This window comes from Serratia sp. HRI (genome assembly GCF_010119335.3).
GTDB lineage: Bacteria > Pseudomonadota > Gammaproteobacteria > Enterobacterales > Enterobacteriaceae > Serratia > Serratia nevei.
Map to the genome: position 1 here is coordinate 3961734 of NZ_CP083690.1, position 22095 is coordinate 3983828.

A 22095-nucleotide genomic window follows, 5' to 3' on the forward strand; every position below is an offset into this window, starting at 1 on the left:
AATAGTATTAGTTATCCAAAGGTTATAACATGTATTTTATATACCTTTGTTCTTGCTAAGTTCAAAACGTGCTAATACTTGAGTCAATTACTAGGTTAAATAGTTGACTGTTTTACTCAGGAATGTCAGACTTTCGGCCATATTTGACCAACAGGTAACCATTGAGCTATGAGACTGACATCCAAAGGCCGTTATGCCGTAACCGCTATGCTCGACGTAGCGCTGCATTCCCAGGAAGGGCCGGTGCCACTGGCGGACATTTCCGAACGCCAGGGTATTTCGCTCTCTTATCTGGAACAATTATTTTCCCGTCTGCGCAAGAATGGCCTGGTGGCCAGCGTGCGCGGTCCGGGCGGTGGTTATCTGCTGGGTAAAGACGCGGGTGAGATCGCTGTTGGCGCTGTCATCACTGCCGTCGATGAATCGGTAGATGCAACCCGTTGCCAGGGTAAAGAAGGCTGTCAGGGCGGCGATCGCTGCTTGACCCACGCCCTGTGGCGCGATCTGAGCGAGCGCATCAGCGGGTTCCTGAACAACATTACGCTGGCAGAACTGGTCAACAACCAGGAAGTGCTGGTGGTGGCGGATCGTCAAAACAACGATACGCGCCGCACGGCCAACGGTCGTCCGCAAGAAACTATCAACGTTAATCTGCGCGCATAAGCAGCTGGCGAAATTTTTTTAGTTTTTGGAAGTGATGTACGGAGCACAAGAGCAATGAAATTACCGATTTATCTGGATTACTCAGCAACGACGCCGGTCGACCCGCGCGTTGCTGAGAAGATGATGCAGTTTTTGACCCTGGACGGCACTTTCGGCAACCCGGCTTCCCGTTCCCACCGTTTCGGTTGGCAGGCGGAAGAGGCGGTAGACATCGCCCGTAACCAAATCGCCGAACTGGTGGGCGCCGACCCACGCGAAATCGTCTTCACCTCCGGGGCGACCGAATCCGACAACCTGGCGATCAAAGGCGCTGCCAATTTCTACCAGAAAAAAGGCAAGCACATCATCACCAGCAAAACCGAACACAAAGCCGTGCTGGACACCTGCCGTCAGCTGGAGCGCGAAGGGTTTGAAGTGACCTACCTGGCGCCACAGAGCAACGGCATCATCAGCCTGCAGGATCTCGAAGCGGCGCTGCGCGATGACACCATCCTGGTCTCCATCATGCACGTCAATAACGAAATCGGCGTGGTGCAGGATATCGAAGCGATCGGCGAAATGTGCCGCGCGCGCGGTATCATCTACCACGTTGACGCCACCCAGAGCGTGGGCAAACTGCCTATCGATCTGAGCAAGCTGAAAGTCGACCTGATGTCGTTCTCCGGCCACAAAATCTATGGCCCGAAAGGCATCGGCGCGCTGTACGTGCGCCGCAAGCCGCGCATCCGCATCGAAGCGCAGGTACACGGCGGCGGTCATGAGCGCGGCATGCGTTCCGGCACCCTGCCTGTCCACCAGATCGTCGGCATGGGCGAAGCTTACCGCATCGCCAAAGAAGAGATGACCGAAGAGATGGCGCGTCTGCGCACCCTACGCGATCGTCTGTGGAACGGCGTGAAAGATATGGAAGAAGTGTATCTGAACGGCGATCTGGAGCACGGCGCACCGAACATCCTGAACGTCAGCTTCAACTACGTTGAAGGCGAGTCGCTGATCATGGCGCTGAAAGACCTGGCCGTTTCCTCCGGTTCAGCCTGTACCTCCGCCAGCCTCGAGCCGTCCTACGTGCTGCGCGCGCTGGGCATGAGCGATGAATTGGCGCACAGCTCGATCCGTTTCTCTCTGGGGCGTTTCACCACGGAAGAAGAGATCGACTACACCATTCAACTGGTGCGTAAATCCATCGGCCGTCTGCGCGATCTGTCCCCACTGTGGGAGATGTTCAAGCAGGGCGTGGACATCAACAGCATCGAATGGGCGCATCATTAATTCTCAGGTTTCAGGAGCAAGGTCATGGCTTACAGCGAAAAAGTAATCGATCATTATGAAAACCCGCGTAACGTGGGTTCTTTCGACAACGAAGATCCTACCGTCGGCAGCGGCATGGTAGGGGCGCCGGCCTGCGGCGACGTCATGAAGCTGCAAATCAAGGTTAACGATGAAGGCATCATCGAAGACGCGCGCTTTAAAACTTACGGCTGCGGTTCCGCCATCGCCTCCAGCTCGCTGGTGACCGAATGGATGAAAGGCAAGTCGCTGGATCAGGCTGAAGCGATCAAAAACACCCAGATCGCCGAAGAGCTGGAATTGCCGCCGGTCAAAATTCACTGCTCGATCCTGGCTGAAGACGCCATCAAAGCAGCGATTGCCGACTATAAGAGCAAGCATAGCGCCAAGTAATTTGTCTGAGTCGGCCCGGCCGCGCCGGGCTTTGATGTGAAGTGTGAGGTTGTGATGTCTATTACCATGAGCGACAGCGCTGCGCAGCGTGTTCAGGCGTTTTTGACGAACCGCGGCAAAGGTCTCGGCCTGCGTCTGGGAGTGCGAACTTCCGGCTGCTCCGGGATGGCGTACGTGCTGGAATTTGTTGACGAAGCCAACGATGACGACATCGTGTTTGAAGACAAAGGCATCAAGGTGATCATCGACGGCAAGAGCCTGGTCTACCTTGACGGCACCGAGCTTGATTTCGTTAAGGAAGGCCTGAACGAAGGCTTCAAGTTCAACAACCCGAACGTCTCAAGCGAATGCGGCTGCGGCGAGAGTTTCAACGTCTGACAGTCCATCGTGCCCCCCCGTTTCGGCGGGGGAACTTCATCCGCTAACGCCCAGAGCACGCTATGGATTACTTTACTTTATTCGGGCTGCCAGTTCGCTACACCGTGGACGGCAGCCTGCTTGCGTCCCGCTTCCAGGATCTGCAGCGCCAATTTCACCCCGATCGTTTCGCCAACCAGCCGGAGCGCGAACGCCTGATGGCGTTGCAGCAGGCGGCGACCATCAACGAAGCCTACCAGGCGCTGAAGCACCCGTTAAAACGCGCGGAGTATATGCTATCTTTGCACGGCTTCGATCTGGGCAACGAACAGCATACGATGCGCGACACCGCGTTCCTGATGGAACAGCTGGAACTGCGCGAAGAGCTCGACGCCATTGAGCGCAAGCCGGAGGCCGAGCGCCTGCTGGCCGATTTCGGCGCGCGGCTGGCCTCCTCCATCAAGCAGCGCAGCGCGCTGATGCTGCAGCAGTTGGACAGTGAACAGTGGGCGGACGCCGCCGACACCGTGCGCAAGCTGCGCTTTTTGGACAAACTCCAGCAACAGGTTGAACAACTCGAAGAAAAACTGCTGGGTTTTGAGTAACACCTTCTGATTCTGATTGTGGAAGCTTCAAGATGGCCTTATTACAAATTAGTGAGCCTGGCCTCAGCGCCGCGCCGCACCAGCGACGTCTGGCCGCCGGTATCGACTTAGGCACCACCAACTCGCTGGTCGCCACGGTGCGCAGTGGGCAAGCGGAAACGCTGGCCGACGAACAGGGCCGCCATTTGCTGCCTTCGGTGGTGCATTATCAGGCGGACGCGCAGCGCGTCGGCTGGGAGGCGCGCCAACAGGCGGCGCAGGATCCGGCCAATACCGTCAGCTCCATCAAACGCATGATGGGCCGCTCGTTGGCGGACGTGCAGCAACGTTACCCGAACCTGCCTTATCAATTCCAGGCCAGCGACAACGGCCTGCCGCTGATCGTCACCGCCGCCGGCCCGGTTAACCCGGTCGGCGTCTCCGCTGATATCTTGCGGGCCCTGTCCGCACGAGCGCAAGCGGCGCTGGAAGGGGAGCTGGATGGCGTGGTGATCACCGTTCCTGCCTACTTCGACGACGCGCAGCGCCAGGGCACCAAAGACGCGGCGCGTCTGGCCGGCCTGCACGTCCTGCGCCTGCTGAATGAACCGACCGCGGCGGCGATCGCCTACGGGCTGGATTCCGGCCAGGAAGGGGTGATCGCGGTTTACGATCTGGGCGGCGGCACCTTTGATATCTCCATTCTGCGCCTCAGCCGCGGCGTGTTCGAAGTGCTGGCCACCGGCGGCGATTCCGCGCTGGGCGGCGACGACTTCGATCACCTGCTGGCCGACTGGCTGCGCGAGCAGGCCGGCGTGGCCGATCGCAGCGACCACGGCGTGCAGCGCCAGCTGCTGGACGCCGCCATCGCCGCTAAAATCGCGTTGAGCGATGCCGACAGCGTGCGCGTCGAGGTGGCCGGCTGGCAGGGCGAGGTGACCCGCGCCCAGTTCGAAGCGCTGATCGCTCCGCTGGTGAAACGTACGCTGATGGCCTGCCGCCGCGCGCTGAAAGACGCCGGCGTCGCCGCCGACGAGGTGCTGGAAGCGGTGATGGTCGGCGGTTCCACCCGCGTGCCGCTGGTGCGTGAGCAGGTGGGCGCCTTCTTCGGCCGTACGCCGCTGACGTCTATTGATCCGGATAAAGTGGTCGCCATCGGCGCCGCGATCCAGGCCGACATTCTGGTGGGCAACAAGCCGGACAGCGACATGCTGCTGCTGGACGTGATCCCGCTGTCGCTGGGCCTCGAAACCATGGGCGGCCTGGTGGAGAAAGTGATCCCGCGCAACACCACCATTCCGGTGGCGCGCGCGCAGGAGTTCACTACCTTCAAAGACGGCCAGAGCGCGATGATGATCCACGTGCTGCAGGGCGAGCGCGAGCTGGTACAGGATTGCCGTTCGCTGGCGCGCTTCACGCTGCGCGGCCTGCCGCCGCTGCCTGCCGGGGGGGCGCACATTCGCGTCACCTTCCAGGTGGATGCCGACGGTCTGCTGAGCGTCACCGCGATGGAGAAATCCACCGGCGTTGAAGCGTCGATCCAGGTCAAGCCGTCGTACGGCCTGTCGGACAGCGAAATCGCCGGCATGATCAAGGATTCGATGGCCAACGCGCAAAGTGACGTGGGCGCGCGCAAGCTGGCGGAGCAACGCGTGGAAGCCGCACGGGTGCTGGAAAGCCTGCAGGGCGCGCTGGCCACCGACGCCGCGCTGCTGAGCGAGGCGGAAAGCCAGGCGATCGCCGCCGCGACCCAGGCGTTGCAGCAGGCGGTGCAGGGGGAAGATCCCGCCGCTATCGAAGACGCCATCAAAACATTAGATGCACAAACGCAAGATTTTGCCGCGCGCCGCATGGACGCTTCCATTCGCCGCGCGCTGGCTGGCCATTCTGTGGATGAGGTTTAACCATGCCTAAAATTGTTTTCCTGCCCCATCAAGATCTTTGCCCGGAAGGGGCGGTTCTGGAAGCCGAAAAAGGGGAGTCGATCCTCAACGTTGCGCTGCGCAACGGCATTGAAATCGAGCACGCCTGCGAGAAATCCTGCGCCTGCACCACCTGCCACTGCATCGTGCGTGAAGGCTTCGATTCGCTGGAAGAGAGCAGCGAGCTGGAAGACGACATGCTGGACAAAGCGTGGGGGCTGGAGCCGGAAAGCCGTCTGAGTTGCCAGGCGCTGGTCGCCGACGAAGATCTGGTGGTCGAAATGCCGCGCTACACCGTCAACCACGCGCGTGAGCATTAATTGTTAGCCGCAGCGCCAACCCGGAGATCATAATGGGACTGAAGTGGACCGACAGCCGAGAAATCGGCGAAGCCCTGTACGACCAATACCCGGACACCGATCCGAAAACCGTGCGTTTTACCGACATGCATCAGTGGATCTGCGATCTGGAAGAGTTCGACGACGATCCGCAGGCTTCCAACGAAAAAATACTGGAAGCGATCCTGCTGGTCTGGTTAGATGAAGCGGAGTAAATAGCGTAACGGGCTGCCATGGGCGGCCCGTTTATTTTGTATCCGACATACCCGTCGTCTTTCAAACCGCAGCGTTGTTACCTGCACGATCACACCCCAGTCACTTACCTGAGTAAGCTCCTGGGGATGAGATCGCTGGGCGCCTAGCTGCAATTTGAAATCCATAGGGTATGCAATAAAGCCCTAATGAAATAATAAAGGGAACATCCGGAGTAAGAAGGCTATGACAACAGAATTCATGCAGGTCACGCTGTCGCAACAACCTGCCGACGCCCGCTGGGGCGAGAAAGCGCTGCTGAGCACCAACGGCGAAGGGATGACCATCCACCTGACCGGGGCCGACAAGCTGGGCGCGATCCAGCGCGCGGGCCGCAAAATTGACGGTCAGGGCATCAAAAATGTCAAACTCGCCGGCGACGGTTGGGACTTGGAAAACAGCTGGGCGTTTTGGCAGGGTTACCGCGGGCCGAAAGGGAAACGCAACGTCGAATGGGCCGAACTGCCGGAAGCCGCGCGTCAGGAGTTGGATAAGCGCCTGAAGATCGTAGACTGGGTGCGCGACACCATCAACATGCCAGCGGAAGAGCTGGGGCCAGAGCAGCTGGCGACCCGCGCCGTTGATCTGATGTGCGACGTCGGCTGCGATGCCGTCAGCTACCGCATCACCAAGGGCGAAGATCTGCGCGAGCAGAACTATGCCGGCATCCACACCGTCGGCCGCGGCTCCGAGCGCCCACCGGTGCTGCTGGCGCTCGACTTCAACCCGACCGGTAACCCGGACGCGCCGGTGTTTGCCTGCCTGGTCGGCAAGGGCATCACCTTCGATACCGGCGGTTATAGCCTGAAGCAGAGCGCCTTTATGGATTCGATGAAGGCTGACATGGGCGGTGCGGCCACCATCACCGGCGCCCTGGCGCTGGCGGCGGCGCGCGGCCTGAAGCAGCGCGTGAAGCTGTACCTGTGCTGCGCCGACAACATGGTCAGCGGCAACGCTTTCAAACTGGGCGACATCATTCGCTACCGCAACGGCAAAACCGTTGAGGTGATGAACACCGATGCGGAAGGGCGCCTGGTGCTGGCCGACGGCCTGATCGACGCTTCTGAGCAGAACCCGCAGCTGATTATCGACTGCGCCACCCTGACCGGCGCGGCCAAAACCGCAGTCGGCAACGACTACCATGCGCTGTTCAGCTTCGACGACGCGCTGGCGCAGGAGCTGCTGAGCAGCGCCGCCGCCGAGCAAGAGCCGTTCTGGCGTCTGCCGCTGGCCGAGTTCCACCGCAGCCAGCTGCCGTCCAACTTCGCCGAGCTGAACAACGTGGCCGGTCCGGCCTACACCGCCGGCGCCAGCACCGCGGCGGCCTTCCTGTCGCACTTCGTCAAGAATTACCAGCAAGGCTGGCTGCACATCGACTGTTCCGCCACCTACCGCAAAGGCGCGGTGGAGCAGTGGTCGGCCGGCGCGACCGGTTTGGGCGTGCGTACCCTGGCCAATCTGCTGCTGAGCAAAGCCAAATAATTGAACGCCCGCCGCGTCGGGCGCTAGAATGCGCATTATCTTCGGGGCCCAGCATGCTGGGCCTCGCTATTTGATCCCTGGAGTTTGCCATGAGTGCCCATCATCACGATGCCGCCCCGAGCGAGAACGAACTTGAACGCCTGCTGAAGCTGGCGGTGACGGAGCCGGCCCACCGCCCGGCGTTCTTCCGTGAATTGCTCGACGCCACGGTGCTGATCCTCGGCGACAGCGAGCAGGTGCAGCAGGACGGCGACATCGTGCTGAACGCGGATACGCCGGTCAATATCCAGCATTGGGAGAAGCAGGACGGCGGCAGCATCATTCCGTTCTTCACCTCGCTGGAAGCGCTGCAGAAGGCCGTTGAGGACGAACAGCCATTTATCGCCATGCCGGCGCGGGTGCTGTTCGAAATCACCCAGGGCGCGGATCTGTTCCTCAACCCGAAGGCGGAGTACGGCAAGGAGTTCTATCCGGAAGAGGTGGCGATGCTGCTGGCGACCGGCGGCGTCGTCAAACCGGTGGAGCATTACGTCGACAAAGAGACCCAAATCCTGCTGGGGCAGCCCGAAGAGTATCCGTCGGCGATGGTGGATGCGTTGACCACGCTGTTCAGCCAGCGCAAGCCGGTGCGCCGCGCGTTTCTGGCGCTGATGCACGACCAGGCGGCGGATGAGAAGCCGAATTTGCTGATCGGGCTGGAAGTGGACGCCGAGCCGGCGGAGATCGAGGCGTTGATCAACGAGGCCGGCAGCGTCGCCAGCGAAACGGCGCCGAACGACGAACCGGTGGATTTCTGCCTGGTGTCGGAGAAGGAGCGCGGCATCAGCCACTATCTGATCTCCCATACGCAGCCGTTTTATCAGCGCCGCTGGGGCAGCTGGCTGCGCAATTTGATCCCGTCTACCGACAAGACCCAGTAGCGCCACCACGTTGTCGAAAATGGCCCATGAAGATCATATTTTTTTAATGAAATGTTGATTTTCCCGTAGGCAAGCGTTAACGGCGCACATATAATCTGCGCCACTTGAGAAGGCCGGCAACATTGCAGACCGGCCTGTTTTGGAAGTCATACAGAGGCCATCATGACCGTAGAACGTACCTTTTCCATCGTTAAACCAAACGCTGTAGCCAACAACGACATCGGCGCTATCTATGCTCGTTTCGAGCGCGCCGGTTTCAAAATCATCGCCGCTAAAATGCTGCGTCTGACTCGCGAACAAGCTGAAGGCTTCTACGCTGAGCACAAAGGCCGTCCATTCTTCGACGGTCTGGTTGAGTTCATGACCTCCGGCCCAATCATGGTGCAGGTTCTGGAATCTGAAAACGCCGTGCAGCGCAACCGTGACATCATGGGCGCAACCAACCCGGACAACGCCCTGGCCGGCACCCTGCGTGCCGACTACGCGGACAGCTTCACCGCTAACGCCGTTCACGGTTCCGACTCCGTTGAATCCGCACAGCGCGAAATCGCTTACTTCTTCAACGAAAGCGAAATCTGCGCACGTTAATCGTGCCGTTTCTTAGCTGATAACCAGGCATTCACCGGCTGAAACAATAAAAATGCCCTGAATGCCTTTCAGCCGTAGCCACCCGCTACTAAAATTTGTACAATGCCGCGCCCCTGATAAGACGACTTGTCAGGGGCGTGTTTTTAGTGCCGCCACCCGAACCATGCGGGCTGAAATGCACAACTTACTGTCCATTCTTTAGCGCCATAACGTGTAATAACGAGGCCAGAGATCATTATGTTAGAACCCATCACGTCCGAGCACACCGTGTCTGAAAATAATTCGCTGACTACCCCCTCCGTTAACGTGGAGCAACCGGCTGCGGCCAAAATCAACCTGCTGGACCTGAACCGCCAGCAAATGCGCGAGTTCTTCGCCGAAATGGGCGAGAAACCGTTCCGCGCCGATCAGGTGATGAAGTGGATTTACCACTACTGCTGTGACGATTTCGAGCAGATGACCGACATCAACAAAGTCCTGCGCGGCAAGCTGCAGCGCGTGGCGGAAATCCGCGCGCCGGAAGTGGCGGAAGAACAGCGTTCGGCCGACGGCACCATCAAGTGGGCGATTAAAGTCGGCGATCAGCAGGTCGAAACCGTGTACATCCCGGAAGCCGACCGCGCGACGCTGTGCGTCTCCTCGCAGGTAGGCTGCGCGCTGGAGTGTAAATTCTGTTCGACGGCGCAGCAGGGCTTCAACCGCAACCTGCGCGTGTCGGAAATCATTGGCCAGGTGTGGCGCGCGGCGAAAATCATCGGCGCGCTGAAGGTGACCGGCCAACGTCCGATCACCAACGTGGTGATGATGGGGATGGGGGAGCCGCTGCTCAACCTGAACAACGTGGTGCCGGCGATGGAAATCATGCTGGACGACTTCGGTTTTGGCCTGTCCAAACGCCGCGTGACCCTGTCTACCTCCGGCGTGGTGCCGGCGCTGGACAAGCTGGGCGACATGATCGACGTGGCGCTGGCGATTTCGCTGCACGCGCCGAACGACACCATCCGCGATGAGATCGTGCCGATCAACCGCAAGTACAACATCGAGACCTTCCTGTCCGCGGTGCGTCGCTATCTGGAGAAATCCAACGCCAATCAGGGCCGCGTGACCGTCGAGTACGTGATGCTGGATCATATCAACGACAGCACCGACGATGCGCATCAACTGGCGGAAGTGCTGAAAGACACGCCGTGCAAGATCAACCTGATCCCATGGAACCCGTTCCCGGGCGCCCCCTACGGCCGCAGCTCCAACAGCCGGGTGGATCGTTTCTCCAAGGTGTTGATGGAATACGGCTTTACGACTATTGTTCGTAAAACCCGTGGTGACGATATCGACGCCGCCTGCGGGCAACTGGCGGGTGAAGTGATCGACCGTACCAAGCGTACCCTGAAGAAGAAAATGGCTGGGGAACCTATCAACGTACGGGCGGTCTGAATCCTATAACACCATTTTTTGTTATCTAACAGCCTGTTATGCGCAAGCATGTCGCTGGTGGGCGTTAGCTGACGGCCGATAAGGAAATGAATGCGGGCATGAAGCTGAAACTGTGGGGTGTGTGGCTGGCGGCCGGGTTGTTGGCCGGGTGTTCCGGTTCAGCGCCGGAAAAGGAAGCACAAGTCTCTGAGGCGGGCCAGACGCGGTTGCAACTGGGCCTGGAGTACCTGCAGCAAGGCGACATGGACGCCGCGCGCCAGAACCTGGAAAAGGCGCTGGACGCGGCCCCGCAGGATTACCGCACGCAGTTGGGCATGGCGCTCTATGAGCAGCGGATCGGTGAAAATGCCGCAGCCGAACAACGTTATCGACAAGCGCTCAAACTTGCGCCAGGCAATGGCACCGTATTGAATAATTACGGTGCGTTTCTTTGCGGTTTAGGGCAGTATGTACCGGCGCAACAGCAGTTTAGCGCTGCGGCGCTGGCGCCCGATTATGGCCAGGTCGCCGACAGCCTGGAAAACGCAGGTTACTGTTTTCTCAAGGCCGGACAAAACGATGAGGCGCGCACGCTGTTAAGCCGCGCGCTGAAGGTCGATCCGGACAAAGGCACTCCGCTGTTGGCGGAGGCCGAAAAGCAATTTGGAGAAGGGAAGCGCGCCCAGTCGCAACTTTTATTGAATGTTTATCAGCATGTTCTGCCGGCCAGCGCCAGCAGCTTATGGTTACAGATTCGTTTCGCCGCGTTAGCCGGCCGTCAGGATAGCGTTCAACGCTATGGCAAGCAGCTAGCGCGAAGTTTTCCACAATCCAAACAGTACCAGCAGTTCTTAGCTAATGAATACTGAAGCCTCCCAAGATAAAACCGTATCCATGACGACGGGCCAGCGCCTGCGTCAGGCCCGTGAGCAACTCGGGCTGAGCCAACAGACCGTTGCAGAACGCCTGTGTCTCAAAATGTCCACCGTGCGCGATATCGAGGAAGACAGCGTGTCTGCTGACCTCGCGTCCACCTTCGTGCGCGGCTACATCCGTTCCTACGCCAAGCTGGTGCATTTGCCGGAAGACGAACTGCTGCCGATGCTGGCCAAGCAGGCGCCGTTGAAGATGGCGAAAGTGGCGCCGATGCAAAGCTTCTCGCTGGGCAAGCGCCGCAAGAAACGCGACGGCTGGCTGATGAGCTTCACCTGGCTTATCGTGTTCGTGGTGATCGGCCTGACCGGCGCCTGGTGGTGGCAAAACCACAAGGCCCAGCAGGAAGAGATCGCCACCATGGCCGATCAGTCCTCCGCGCAGCTTTCACAGAATAACGAAGGGCAGTCCGTGCCGCTGACCGACGGCAACGCCGACGCCGGCACCAACGTGCCGTTGACCGACAACAGCGCTGCGCCGGCCGATGCCGGCGCAGCGGCTCAGGCACCGGCGGCTACCGCTCAGGTGCCGGGCACGGCTCAGCAGCAGCCTGCCGTGGTGTCGCCAAGCCAGACTACCCTGCCGGAAACCACCCCGGCGGCACAAGCGCCGCTGCCGACCGCCGATGCGGGCGTGGCTGCGCCCGCAGCCGATCCAAATGCGCTGGTAATGGACTTCTCCGCCGACTGCTGGCTGCAGGTGAGCGACGCGAGTGGTAAAACGCTGTTCAGCGGCACCCAGAAGAAGGGCGGCAAGCTGAACCTGGCCGGCACCGCGCCGTATAAACTGACCATCGGCGCGCCGGCGGCAGTACAGATCCAGTATCAGGGTAAACCGGTTGATTTAAGCCGGTTCGTTAAGTCAAACCGTGTTGCTCGCCTGACCGTCGCCGCGCAGTAATCGCGCGGCCCCGGTCGTGATGTCAGAGCAGCAATGGAGAGTAAGTAATGCATAACCAAGCGCCCATCAACCGTCGAAAATCTACACGCATTTACGTCGGCAAGGTGCCTATTGGTGATGGCGCGCCGATTGCCGTGCAGTCGATGACCAACACCCGTACCACCGATGTTGAAGCAACGGTTAATCAGATCAAAGCGCTGGAGCGCGTGGGCGTCGACATCGTCCGCGTTTCGGTTCCTACCATGGACGCCGCCGAGGCGTTCAAGCTGATCAAGCAGCAGGTCAACGTGCCGCTGGTCGCCGATATCCATTTCGATTATCGCATCGCGCTGCAGGTTGCCGAATACGGCGTAGACTGCCTGCGCATCAACCCGGGCAACATCGGTAACGAATCGCGCATTCGCTCGGTGGTGGACTGCGCCCGCGACAAGAACATCCCGATTCGCATCGGCGTCAACGGCGGCTCGCTGGAGAAAGATCTGCAGGAAAAGTACGGCGAACCGACGCCGGAAGCGCTGCTGGAATCTGCCATGCGCCACGTGGACATCCTCGATCGCCTCAACTTCGACCAGTTCAAGGTCAGCGTCAAGGCGTCGGACGTGTTCCTGGCGGTGCAATCTTACCGCCTGCTGGCCTCGCGCATCGATCAGCCGTTGCATCTGGGCATCACCGAAGCCGGCGGCGCACGCAGCGGGTCGGTCAAATCGGCCATCGGCCTGGGCATGCTGCTGTCTGAAGGCATCGGCGACACCCTGCGCATCTCGCTGGCGGCGGATCCGGTCGAAGAAGTGAAGGTCGGTTTCGATATCCTGAAGTCGCTGCGCATCCGCGCGCGCGGCATCAACTTCATCGCCTGCCCGACCTGTTCGCGTCAGGAGTTCGACGTGATCGGCACGGTGAACGCGCTGGAGCAGCGCCTGGAAGACATCATCACGCCGATGGACGTTTCGATCATCGGCTGCGTGGTGAACGGCCCGGGCGAAGCGCTGGTGTCCACCATGGGCGTGACCGGCGGCCACAAGAAGAGCGGCTTCTATGAAGACGGCGTGCGCCAGAAAGAGCGTTTCGACAACGAACAGATGATCGACCAGCTGGAAGCGAAAATTCGCGCCAAGGCCGCGATGATGGACGAAAGCAACCGCATCACGGTCAACCTGCTGGAAAAATAAGCGTTATCGCTACGCGGCGGGCCTGTTGGCCCGCTTGTTTATGAACCTGAAGGGCAGAAAACCGCATCCGCGTTGAATACCGGGCGGCAAAGTCCCTATAATCGGGTTCATTTTTACAGACAACGGACAGAGAACTCACGTGGCAAAGAACATTCAAGCCATTCGCGGCATGAACGACTACCTGCCGGAAGAAACGGCATTATGGCAGCGTATTGAAGGCACCCTCAAGCAGGTGCTGGGCAGCTACGGTTACAGCGAAATCCGGTTGCCGATTGTAGAGCAGACCCCGTTATTCAAACGCGCGATCGGCGAAGTGACCGACGTCGTGGAAAAAGAGATGTATACCTTCGAAGACCGCAACGGCGAAAGCCTGACGCTGCGTCCGGAAGGGACGGCTGGCTGCGTGCGCGCCGGCATCGAACATGGTCTGCTGTACAATCAGGAACAGCGTCTGTGGTACATCGGCCCGATGTTCCGCTACGAGCGCCCGCAGAAGGGCCGCTACCGTCAGTTCCATCAGCTGGGTGCGGAAGTGTTCGGCCTGCAAGGCCCGGACATCGACGCCGAGCTGATCTTGCTGACGGCCCGCTGGTGGAAAGCGCTGGGCATCGCCGAGCACGTCAAGCTGGAACTGAACTCCATCGGTTCGCTGGAGGCACGCGCCAACTACCGCGACGCGCTGGTGGCGTTCCTGGAGCAGCACGTCGAGGTGCTGGACGAAGACTGCAAACGCCGCATGTACAGCAACCCGCTGCGCGTGCTGGACTCCAAGAATCCTGAGGTGCAGGCGCTGTTGAACGACGCGCCGCGCCTGTCCGAGTACCTGGACGAAGAATCCCGTGCTCACTTCGCCGGTCTGTGTGAACTTTTGGCGCAGGCAGGTATCCCATATACCGTTAACGAGCGCCTGGTGCGCGGTCTGGATTACTACAACCGCACCGTGTTTGAGTGGGTAACCACCAGCCTGGGCGCGCAGGGCACCGTCTGCGCGGGCGGCCGTTACGACGGCCTGGTCGAGCAATTGGGCGGCCGTGCCACCCCGGCGGTCGGTTTCGCCATGGGCCTCGAGCGCCTGGTGTTGCTGGTGCAGGCGGTTAACCCGGAATTCAAGGCGCCGTCGGCTATCGACGTGTACGTCATCTCTTCCGGCGCGGGCACCCAGAGCGCGGCGATGCAGCTGGCTGAACAGGTGCGCGATGCGGCGCCGCAGCTGAAGCTGATGACCAATTACGGCGGCGGCAACTTCAAGAAGCAGATCACCCGTGCGGACAAATGGGGCGCGCGCATCGCGCTGATCCTGGGTGAGAGCGAAGTGGCGGCGCAGCAGGTGGTGGTGAAAGACCTGCGCAGTGGTGAACAAGAAACGCTGGCGCAAAGCGAAGTCGCTGCGCGTCTGGCTTTGATGTTAGGTTAAGGAGAAGGACACCGTGGAAGTCTATACCACTGAAAACGAACAAGTCGACGCACTGCGTCGGTTCTTTGCCGAGAACGGCAAAGCGCTGGCGGTGGGCGTGGTGCTCGGAATTGGTGCCCTGGTTGGCTGGCGTTACTGGCAGAGCCATGAAAACTCCAACATGATGGCTGCGTCGCAATCCTATCAGGAAGCCAGCGATCGTCTGGCGGCCGGCAAGCCGGATGACGTGGCTGCCGCGGAGAAATTTGTCCAGGCTAACGGCAACAGCTACGGCGTATTGGCCGCGCTGCAGTTGGCCAAGCACTTTGTCGAACAGAATGATTTCGCCAAGGCGGAACAACAACTGGCGCTGGCGCAGGGCCAGACCAAAGACGACAACCTGTTGGCGATGATCGATCTGCGTCTGGCGCGCGTCCAGCTGCAGGAGAAAAAGCTGGATGAAGCGCTGAAAACGCTGGATGGCGTGAAAGGCGAAGGCTGGGCGGCGATGATGCAGGATGTGCGCGGCGATGTGCTGCTGGCCAAGGGCGACGCCAAGGGCGCGCGCGAAGCTTACAGCAAAGGCATTGAGTCCAACGCTTCTCAGGCGCTGCAGGTTCTGCTGCGCATGAAATTGAATAACTTGTCCAGCTAAGGGGAATTCCCATGCAATTGCGTAAAACACTCTTGGTCGGACTGGTTTCCGCTGCCTTGCTGAGTGGTTGCTCGCTGTTTAACAGCGAAGAAGACGTGGTTACCATGTCGCCGTTGCCGAAAGTTGAAAATCAGTTTACGCCGAACAAGGCGTGGAGCACCTCGGTGGGCGACGGTATCGGTGAGTATTACTCCCACCTGCGTCCGGCCTATCAGGACAGCACCATTTACGCCGCCGATCGCTTCGGCATCGTGAAAGCGATGGACGCCGACAGCGGCAACGAGAAGTGGAAGGTCAATCTCTCAGAGAAGACCGGCTTCTTCTCCAGCAACCTGTCTGCGCTGCTGTCGGGCGGCCTGACGGTCGCGGGTGACAAGGTTTACGTCGGCAGCGAAAAAGCGGTGGTTTACGCATTGAACACCGCCGACGGTGCCATCGCCTGGCAGACCAAAGTGGCCGGTGAAGCGATCTCCCGTCCGGTTGTCAGCGACGGCATGGTGTTGGTGCACACCTCCAACGGCATGCTGCAGGCGCTGAACGAAGCCGATGGCGCGGTGAAGTGGACGGTTAACCTGGACATGCCTTCGCTGTCGCTGCGCGGTGAATCCGCGCCGGCCGTCGCCTTTGGCGCCGCCATCGTCGGCGGTGACAACGGCCGCGTCAGCGCCGTGTTGATGCAGCAGGGCCAGATTATCTGGCAACAGCGCATTTCCCAGCCGAGCGGCGCAACCGAAATCGATCGCCTGAACGACGTGGATACCACGCCTGTGATCGTTGATGGCGTGGTCTACGCGCTGGGTTACAACGGCAACCTGACGGCGCTGGATCTGCGTTCCGGCCAGATTATCTGGAAACGCGAGCTGGGTTCGGTGAACGATTTCATCGTCGACGCGGGCCGCATCTACCTGATCGACCAGAACGATCGCGTAGTCGCGCTCAGCACCGAAGGCGGCGTGACCGTATGGACGCAGAGCGATCTGCTGCACCGCAACCTGACGCCGCCGGTGATGTATAATGGTTATCTGGTGACCGGTGACGCCGAAGGCTATCTGCACTGGATCAACACCACCGATGGCCGTTTTGTCGCCCAGCAGGAAGTGGACAGCTCCGGCTTCCTGTCTGCGCCGATGGTGGCCGGCGACAAGCTGGTCATCCAGGCTCGCGGCGGGAAAGTTTACGCTTTCACCCGCTAACGCCGCTCGTCGTGACCCTTCTTGCGCCCGAAAGATTTCGGGTTGCAGCCAGGCGGCAAGCGCATTAGCCCTCGGGAGCTTAGTGAACTAAGTGACCGAGGCGAAGGTGCGCAGACAAGGTCGCTGTGGCGCGAAAGATGAAGGGGAAAACGGCTCCTGAATGTTCAGGGGCCGTTTCGTATTTTATAAGCTGCACCGCTGGTGTCTATCCACAGTGCAGTAACGCATTGATTATTAAGTAATGAGGCTTCAACAATGATACCTGTCGTCGCGCTGGTCGGGCGCCCGAATGTGGGTAAATCCACCTTGTTCAACCGTTTAACCCATACGCGTGATGCGCTGGTGGCGGATTTCCCGGGGCTGACGCGTGACCGCAAGTATGGTCGTGCTGAAATCGAAGGCAATGAATTCATCATCGTCGATACCGGCGGTATCGACGGCACCGAAGACGGCGTTGAAACGCGCATGGCCGGTCAGTCGCTGCTGGCGATCGAAGAAGCGGACATCGTGCTGTTCATGGTCGACGCCCGCGCCGGCCTGATGCCGGCGGATCAGGGCATCGCCCAACACCTGCGCAGCCGCCAGAAGGCGACCTTCCTGGTGGCCAACAAGACCGACGGGCTGGATCCGGATACCGCCACCGCCGATTTCTACTCGCTCGGCCTGGGTGAAGTGTTCGCTATCGCCGCTTCCCACGGCCGCGGCGTGACCCAGCTGATCGAACACGTGCTGGTGCCGTTCGTGCCGGAAAAACCGGAAGACGTCGAGCTGACCGAGGAAGAGGCCAACGCCGCTTACTGGGCCGAGCAAAACGGCGAAACGCTGGAAGGCGAAGAAGACGAAGAGCCGGAAGAAGAGTTCAACCCGCAGGATCTGCCGATCAAGCTGGCGATCGTCGGTCGCCCGAACGTCGGTAAGTCTACGCTCACTAACCGTATCCTCGGCGAGGAGCGCGTGGTGGTGTACGACATGCCGGGCACCACCCGCGACAGCATCTACATTCCGATGGTGCGCGACGAACGCGAATATGTGCTGATCGACACCGCCGGGGTGCGTAAACGCGGCAAGGTGACTGAAACCGTCGAGAAGTTCTCGGTGATCAAAACCCTGCAGGCGATTGAAGACGCCAACGTCGTGCTGCTGGTGATCGACGCGCGTGAAGGCATCTCCGATCAGGATCTTTCGCTGCTCGGCTTTATCCTCAATAGTGGGCGCTCACTGGTGATTGCGGTCAACAAGTGGGACGGCATGAGTGAAGAAGATCGCGAGCACGTGAAAGAGATGCTCGACCTGCGTCTGGGCTTCGTCGACTTCGCGCGCGTGCACTTCATTTCCGCGCTGCACGGCAGCGGCGTCGGCAACCTGTTCGAATCGGTACAGGAAGCCTACGAGTGCGCAACCCGTCGCGTAAACACCTCGATGCTGACCAAAATCATGCAGATGGCGGTTGACGATCACCAGCCGCCGTTGGTGCGCGGCCGCCGCGTGAAGCTGAAATATGCCCACGCCGGCGGTTACAACCCGCCGATCGTGGTGATCCACGGCAACCAGGTCAGCGATCTGGCCGATTCGTACAAACGCTACCTGATGAACTACTTCCGCCGCTCGCTGAACGTGATGGGGACGCCGATCCGCATCCAGTTCAAAGAGGGGGACAACCCGTTCGCCGGCAAACGCAACCTGCTGACGCCGACCCAGATGCGCAAGCGCAAGCGCCTGATGAGCCACCTGAAAAAGAGCAAGTAATCGCTCATGAGGGGCGCGGCAGCGATGCCGCGCCCCTTTTTTATTGGCCCGAAATCGTTTTATTATCTGAAGATTACCTCGCCTGCCTGAAGGAACACCATGTCCTGGGAAACCTGGAGTTTTGCGTTCAACGTCACCGTACCGAATCTGTTGATGATGCTGCTGGGGATCCTGCTGCGCCATTGGCGCCTGATGGATGACCGCTTTGTCGACGGCGCGACCCGCCTGGTGTTCAATCTGGCGCTGCCGTGCCTGCTGTTTTTCAGCATCGCCACCAACCACCCGCAGCTGCTCGGCAACCTGCCGCTGGTGCTGTTCGGCGCGGTCGGCACGCTGGCGACCTTCCTGCTCTTGGAGCTGGCGGCCAAGTGGCTGGTGAAAGAACCGCGTGAGCGCGGGGTGTTCGTGCAGGGCGGTTTCCGTGCCAATACCGCCATCGTCGGCCTGGCCTACGCCATGACCGCCTATGGCAGCGAAGGGATTGCGCTCGCCTCGCTGTACCTGACGGTGACGGTGATCCTGTTCAACGTGCTGTCGGTGATTACTCTGACGCGCAGCCTGCAGGGCGGGCAGGGCAAGAAAATCAGCCACCTGTCGCTGCTGCGCAGCATCGTTACCAACCCGCTGATCATCGGCCTGGTGTGCGGGTTGCTGTATGCGCAAACCGGGCTGGGCATCCCGACCGTGATCCGCCAGACCGGCAGCTATATCTCCGCGCTGTCGCTGCCGCTGGCGCTGCTGTGCACCGGCGCCAGCCTGGATTTTCGCGCCATGTTCCGCTCGTCCAACGTGGCGGCGCTGTCGTCGGCGGCCAAGCTGTTTCTGGTGCCGTGCCTGATGACGCTGGCCGGCTGGCTGTGCGGGTTTCAGGGGGCGGCGCTGGGCATTATCTTCCTGTTTTCCGCCACGCCGACCGCTTCGGGCAGCTATGTGATGACGCGTGCCATGGGCGGCAACGCCACGCTGGCGGCCAACATTATCGCCATCACCACCGTCGGTTCGTTCTTCACCACCGCGTTGGGGATCTATTTTTTGCGCTCATGGGGCGCGATTTAACCTGGAGTCGTTATGGAAGCGCACTGTCCGCAATGCCGTCAGACCATGAAGTGGGTAGCGGGTCACTACCATTGTGAAGCCTGTCAGCACGATTATCGGCAGCTGGCGAGCTGCCCGGAGTGCGGGCAGCCGCTGCAAGAATTGAAAGCCTGCGGGGCGGTGGATTACCTGTGCCAGAACGGGCACGGGCTGATCTCCAAAAAACGGGTGAATTTCAGCTATCAGCCGCTGTAAGCCCTCACTCATCCACCTGGCCGGTTTTCCACAGATCCACCAGCGCCTGCGGTGCGCTGCTTTCCGGGATTAACAGCACGATCTCAGTGCTCAGGGTGGGGCTGGTGTAGTTGATTTGCACGCGGTAGTAGCGCTGGTCGCCGCAGCCGGGGGAGGTGGGCTGGCCTTCTTCCTGCGCATAGGGCAGCGTCTGGTTCAGCAACTGATTCAGGCGCTGCCGCTGCTCCGGCGTGATATCGGCCAGCGCGATGCGGCGCTGGCCCGCCAGTTTGGGAATGTAGGCGAAGCCTCCCTCGCGCGCCAGCTCAATGACCGTATCCTGATTGAGCGTCGGCAGCGGTTTCATTATTCCACCCCCACCTGATGCCAGGCTTGCTGCACCTTGTCCGCCACGCTCTGGTCGAAACGCGCTAGCGCATGTTTCACCGTGGTGCGGGCGAAGGTGGCGAAGTCGGCGTTTTGCGGCAGCGCTTTGTCGCACACCGTGTCATACCAGACGTAGCCGGCTTTCTCCCAGGCGAAGCCGCCCAGCGCCGTCGCCGCCAGATAGAAGGCGCGGTTGGGGATACCAGAGTTGAGATGCACGCCGCCGTTGTCTTCCTTGGTCTGGATATAATCTTTCATGTTGGCGGGCTGCGGGTCTTTGCCCAGCAGCGGATCGTCGTAGGCGGTGCCGGGTGCCGACATCGAGCGTAGCCCTTTGCCTTTGATGCCCTTGGCGAGCAGCCCGGCGCCGATCAGCCAGTCGGCTTTATCGGCGGTTTGCTGCAGGTGGAACTGCTTGACCAACGAGCCGAATACGTCGGACAGCGACTCGTTGAGCGCCCCGGACTGCTGGTAGTAGATCAGCCCGGCTTCGCTCTCGGTCACGCCGTGCGCCAGCTCGTGGCCGACCACGTCGATGGCGATGGTGAAACGGTTGAAGATTTCGCCGTCGCCGTCGCCGAACACCATCTGCTGGCCGTTCCAGAAGGCGTTTTGGTACTCCTTGCCGTAATGTACGCTGCCGACCAGCGGCAGCCCCTGGTTATCCAGTGAGTTGCGGCGGTAGGCCTGCCAGAAGAAATCGTAGGTGACGCCGAGGTAGTCGTAGGCTTCGTCCACCGCCACGTCGTGGTTGCTGGGCTGGCCTTCTTTGCGCACCTGTTTGCCGGGCAGCTGGGTGCCGTTCTGGGCGTCGTAGATATCGCGGAGCGCTTCACCGGCTCGGGCGTTTTTCTCGGTCGGCGAACGCAGCGGCTTGTTGCCGAGCAGGCTTTGCACGTGGTTCAGCGTGTGCAGCGCGCAGTCGCGCTGCGGGGCGTTGCCGTGTTCAATGATGCGGCGCAGCATGTAGGGAGGAATGACGGAACGCATGCGCTGGGCTGGCATAGTGGCTCTCCTTAGGCAAAAATTTTACCTCATCGAATGAATGCACTGTGCCTAAGTGTAGCCTACTCGTCATAAAGCCTGTGGTCATGCGTGCTCACCGCCGGCGCGGTCTTGTGCGGGCTGATACGCCGCACCGAGGCGCGCACCGCCAGCCGGCCGTGCAGCAGCAGATTGCACGGCGGCGCGTCGGCGCGCAGCATGCGCCGCTGCAGCAGTTGGATCGCCTCGTAGCCCAGCTCATCGCGCGGAACCTGCACCGAGGTTAGCGGCACATCGTGGATTTCCGCCAGGTTGAAGCCGTCGATGCTCATCACCGAGACGTCGCCCGGCACGCTCAGTCCCCGCTTGTTGAGCGCCTTGACCGCCCCGACCGCCATGTAGTCGCCGCCGGCCAGGATCGCCGTCGGCAGCGGGGAGTGGCCGTGGAGGCCATCGAGATAGGTGGTCAGCGCCTGCTCGGCCTCTTCACTGCCGAAGCCGGAGGTGGTGACCAGATGGCGGCCGTCGTCGAACGGCAAATGATGCCGGGCGTAGGCCTGCCGGATGCCCGCCAGCCGCAGCTCCATGGTGTGGCGGCGCAGACACTGCAGATTGAGGATATGGCTGTGCCCCTGCTGAAACAGGTAGCTGGCGGAATAGTCGCCGATCAGCTGATGATCCGGTGAGACGCTGTCCAGCCGCATTTGCCGATCGCTGCAGTTGATCAGCACGCAGGGCTTGTGCAGATCGGCGGCCAGGGTGTGGATGTGTTCGTCGTCGATGCCGATGATCAGCGCCGCTTCGGTGTGCGGGTCGCTCATCTTTTCCAGAAACAGCGCGCCGTCGCTGTGCTGCTCTTCCAACCCGCAGTAGCGGATGCGCACCTCGTGCTCCATCAGCGCGGCGGCGATACCCTGAATGACCTTGTAGTAGAAGATGTCGGTGCGTACGTCGAACGCGCGCTGCGGCGCGAACACCATCACGTTGTTCAGCATCAGCCGGCCGCTGGAAATACCCTGCAGAATGCCGTTTTGCTGCGCACAGTCCAGCACCTTGCGGCGCGCTTCGGCGCTGGTGTTGGCCTTGCCCGCCAGTACGCGGGAAACGGTGCTGATCGACAACCCGGTTTGGCGAGCGATCTCCTGAATTTTCAGCTTTCCGTTCATTCTGTGATCTCCTTCAAATTCGTCCATGAGAATATTTTCACCGCGGATTTTCAGCGTCTTGACAGGCTTTCATGCCCATTATGACTATTTTTTCACCCGTC

At 60.3% G+C, this 22095-nt stretch carries 24 protein-coding genes; 21 read left to right on the forward strand and 3 right to left on the reverse strand.

Annotation, left to right across the window (positions count from 1 at the left end):
- Positions 1 to 168 precede the first annotated feature (168 nt).
- From iscR to GF111_RS19080, 21 genes are all read left to right on the forward strand, one after another.
- A complete protein-coding gene (iscR, locus tag GF111_RS18980) occupies positions 169 to 663 on the forward strand; it encodes a Fe-S cluster assembly transcriptional regulator IscR (protein WP_004941404.1) in 495 nt (164 codons plus the stop codon).
- Positions 664 to 717: 54 nt separating this feature from the next.
- A complete protein-coding gene (gene iscS / locus GF111_RS18985; protein WP_016929764.1) occupies positions 718 to 1932 on the forward strand; it encodes a cysteine desulfurase in 1215 nt (404 codons plus the stop codon).
- A gap of 24 nt (positions 1933 to 1956) precedes the next feature.
- A complete protein-coding gene (iscU, locus tag GF111_RS18990; RefSeq protein ID WP_004941408.1) occupies positions 1957 to 2343 on the forward strand; it encodes a Fe-S cluster assembly scaffold IscU in 387 nt (128 codons plus the stop codon).
- A gap of 54 nt (positions 2344 to 2397) precedes the next feature.
- Positions 2398 to 2721 carry an iron-sulfur cluster assembly protein IscA gene (iscA, locus tag GF111_RS18995; protein ID WP_004941410.1) on the forward strand — a complete coding sequence of 108 codons (324 nt, stop codon included), beginning with the start codon at positions 2398 to 2400 and terminating at the stop codon, positions 2719 to 2721.
- A gap of 62 nt (positions 2722 to 2783) precedes the next feature.
- Complete coding sequence (hscB, locus tag GF111_RS19000; RefSeq protein ID WP_047730072.1) at positions 2784 to 3305, forward strand: co-chaperone HscB; 522 nt, start codon at positions 2784 to 2786, stop codon at positions 3303 to 3305.
- Between the two features lie 32 nt (positions 3306 to 3337).
- Complete coding sequence (hscA, locus tag GF111_RS19005) at positions 3338 to 5188, forward strand: Fe-S protein assembly chaperone HscA (protein WP_060442838.1); 1851 nt, start codon at positions 3338 to 3340, stop codon at positions 5186 to 5188.
- Between the two features lie 2 nt (positions 5189 to 5190).
- On the forward strand, positions 5191 to 5526 hold the full coding sequence (gene fdx, locus GF111_RS19010; protein ID WP_004941417.1) for an ISC system 2Fe-2S type ferredoxin: 336 nt from the start codon (positions 5191 to 5193) through the stop codon (positions 5524 to 5526).
- Positions 5527 to 5558: 32 nt separating this feature from the next.
- Positions 5559 to 5759 carry a Fe-S cluster assembly protein IscX gene (gene iscX, locus GF111_RS19015; RefSeq protein WP_006327336.1) on the forward strand — a complete coding sequence of 67 codons (201 nt, stop codon included), beginning with the start codon at positions 5559 to 5561 and terminating at the stop codon, positions 5757 to 5759.
- Positions 5760 to 5982: 223 nt separating this feature from the next.
- On the forward strand, positions 5983 to 7278 hold the full coding sequence (gene pepB / locus GF111_RS19020) for an aminopeptidase PepB (protein WP_038874535.1): 1296 nt from the start codon (positions 5983 to 5985) through the stop codon (positions 7276 to 7278).
- Positions 7279 to 7367: 89 nt separating this feature from the next.
- On the forward strand, positions 7368 to 8198 hold the full coding sequence (gene sseB / locus GF111_RS19025) for an enhanced serine sensitivity protein SseB (protein ID WP_060433967.1): 831 nt from the start codon (positions 7368 to 7370) through the stop codon (positions 8196 to 8198).
- Between the two features lie 162 nt (positions 8199 to 8360).
- Entirely contained in the window at positions 8361 to 8786 is a 426-nt protein-coding gene (gene ndk / locus GF111_RS19030) for a nucleoside-diphosphate kinase (RefSeq protein ID WP_004941424.1), read from the forward strand.
- Positions 8787 to 9023: 237 nt separating this feature from the next.
- Positions 9024 to 10220 (forward strand): bifunctional tRNA (adenosine(37)-C2)-methyltransferase TrmG/ribosomal RNA large subunit methyltransferase RlmN, encoded by a 1197-nt coding sequence (locus GF111_RS19035; RefSeq protein ID WP_004941426.1) that lies wholly within the window; start codon positions 9024 to 9026, stop codon positions 10218 to 10220.
- 98 nt (positions 10221 to 10318) lie between these two features.
- Positions 10319 to 11068, forward strand: a complete 750-nt coding sequence (pilW, locus tag GF111_RS19040) for a type IV pilus biogenesis/stability protein PilW (RefSeq protein WP_147191214.1) — start codon at positions 10319 to 10321, stop codon at positions 11066 to 11068.
- Positions 11058 to 12032, forward strand: coding sequence for a cytoskeleton protein RodZ (rodZ, locus tag GF111_RS19045; protein ID WP_038874539.1), 975 nt, complete (start codon positions 11058 to 11060; stop codon positions 12030 to 12032). The genes pilW and rodZ overlap by 11 nt, the downstream gene beginning before the upstream one ends.
- A 47-nt stretch (positions 12033 to 12079) precedes the next feature.
- Positions 12080 to 13201: a flavodoxin-dependent (E)-4-hydroxy-3-methylbut-2-enyl-diphosphate synthase gene (gene ispG / locus GF111_RS19050; RefSeq protein WP_016929756.1), complete on the forward strand. Its 1122-nt coding sequence runs from the start codon at positions 12080 to 12082 to the stop codon at positions 13199 to 13201.
- 139 nt (positions 13202 to 13340) lie between these two features.
- Positions 13341 to 14615, forward strand: coding sequence for a histidine--tRNA ligase (gene hisS / locus GF111_RS19055; protein WP_025159556.1), 1275 nt, complete (start codon positions 13341 to 13343; stop codon positions 14613 to 14615).
- 13 nt (positions 14616 to 14628) lie between these two features.
- The gene (locus GF111_RS19060; RefSeq protein ID WP_033635592.1) at positions 14629 to 15249 is read left to right on the forward strand and encodes a YfgM family protein; all 621 of its coding nucleotides are present in this window, start codon (positions 14629 to 14631) and stop codon (positions 15247 to 15249) included.
- 11 nt (positions 15250 to 15260) lie between these two features.
- Entirely contained in the window at positions 15261 to 16442 is a 1182-nt protein-coding gene (gene bamB / locus GF111_RS19065) for an outer membrane protein assembly factor BamB (protein WP_038874541.1), read from the forward strand.
- Between the two features lie 255 nt (positions 16443 to 16697).
- On the forward strand, positions 16698 to 18188 hold the full coding sequence (gene der / locus GF111_RS19070) for a ribosome biogenesis GTPase Der (protein WP_019452357.1): 1491 nt from the start codon (positions 16698 to 16700) through the stop codon (positions 18186 to 18188).
- 99 nt (positions 18189 to 18287) lie between these two features.
- Positions 18288 to 19244, forward strand: coding sequence for an AEC family transporter (locus GF111_RS19075; RefSeq protein WP_047730075.1), 957 nt, complete (start codon positions 18288 to 18290; stop codon positions 19242 to 19244).
- A gap of 12 nt (positions 19245 to 19256) precedes the next feature.
- Positions 19257 to 19478, forward strand: coding sequence for a zinc ribbon domain-containing protein (locus tag GF111_RS19080; protein ID WP_047730076.1), 222 nt, complete (start codon positions 19257 to 19259; stop codon positions 19476 to 19478).
- Between the two features lie 4 nt (positions 19479 to 19482).
- Here the strand turns inward: GF111_RS19080 and GF111_RS19085 are convergent, their stop codons facing one another.
- The 3 genes from GF111_RS19085 to GF111_RS19095 all read right to left on the reverse strand — a co-directional run bounded on the left by GF111_RS19085 (position 19483) and on the right by GF111_RS19095 (position 21994).
- A complete protein-coding gene (locus tag GF111_RS19085; RefSeq protein WP_033635587.1) occupies positions 19483 to 19824 on the reverse strand; it encodes a protealysin inhibitor emfourin in 342 nt (113 codons plus the stop codon).
- The gene (locus GF111_RS19090; RefSeq protein WP_148940287.1) at positions 19824 to 20849 is read right to left on the reverse strand and encodes a M4 family metallopeptidase; all 1026 of its coding nucleotides are present in this window, start codon (positions 20847 to 20849) and stop codon (positions 19824 to 19826) included. Before GF111_RS19090 ends, GF111_RS19085 begins: the two co-directional genes overlap by 1 nt.
- A 62-nt stretch (positions 20850 to 20911) precedes the next feature.
- Entirely contained in the window at positions 20912 to 21994 is a 1083-nt protein-coding gene (locus GF111_RS19095; RefSeq protein ID WP_147191272.1) for a LacI family DNA-binding transcriptional regulator, read from the reverse strand.
- Between the last annotated feature and the right edge of the window lie 101 nt (positions 21995 to 22095).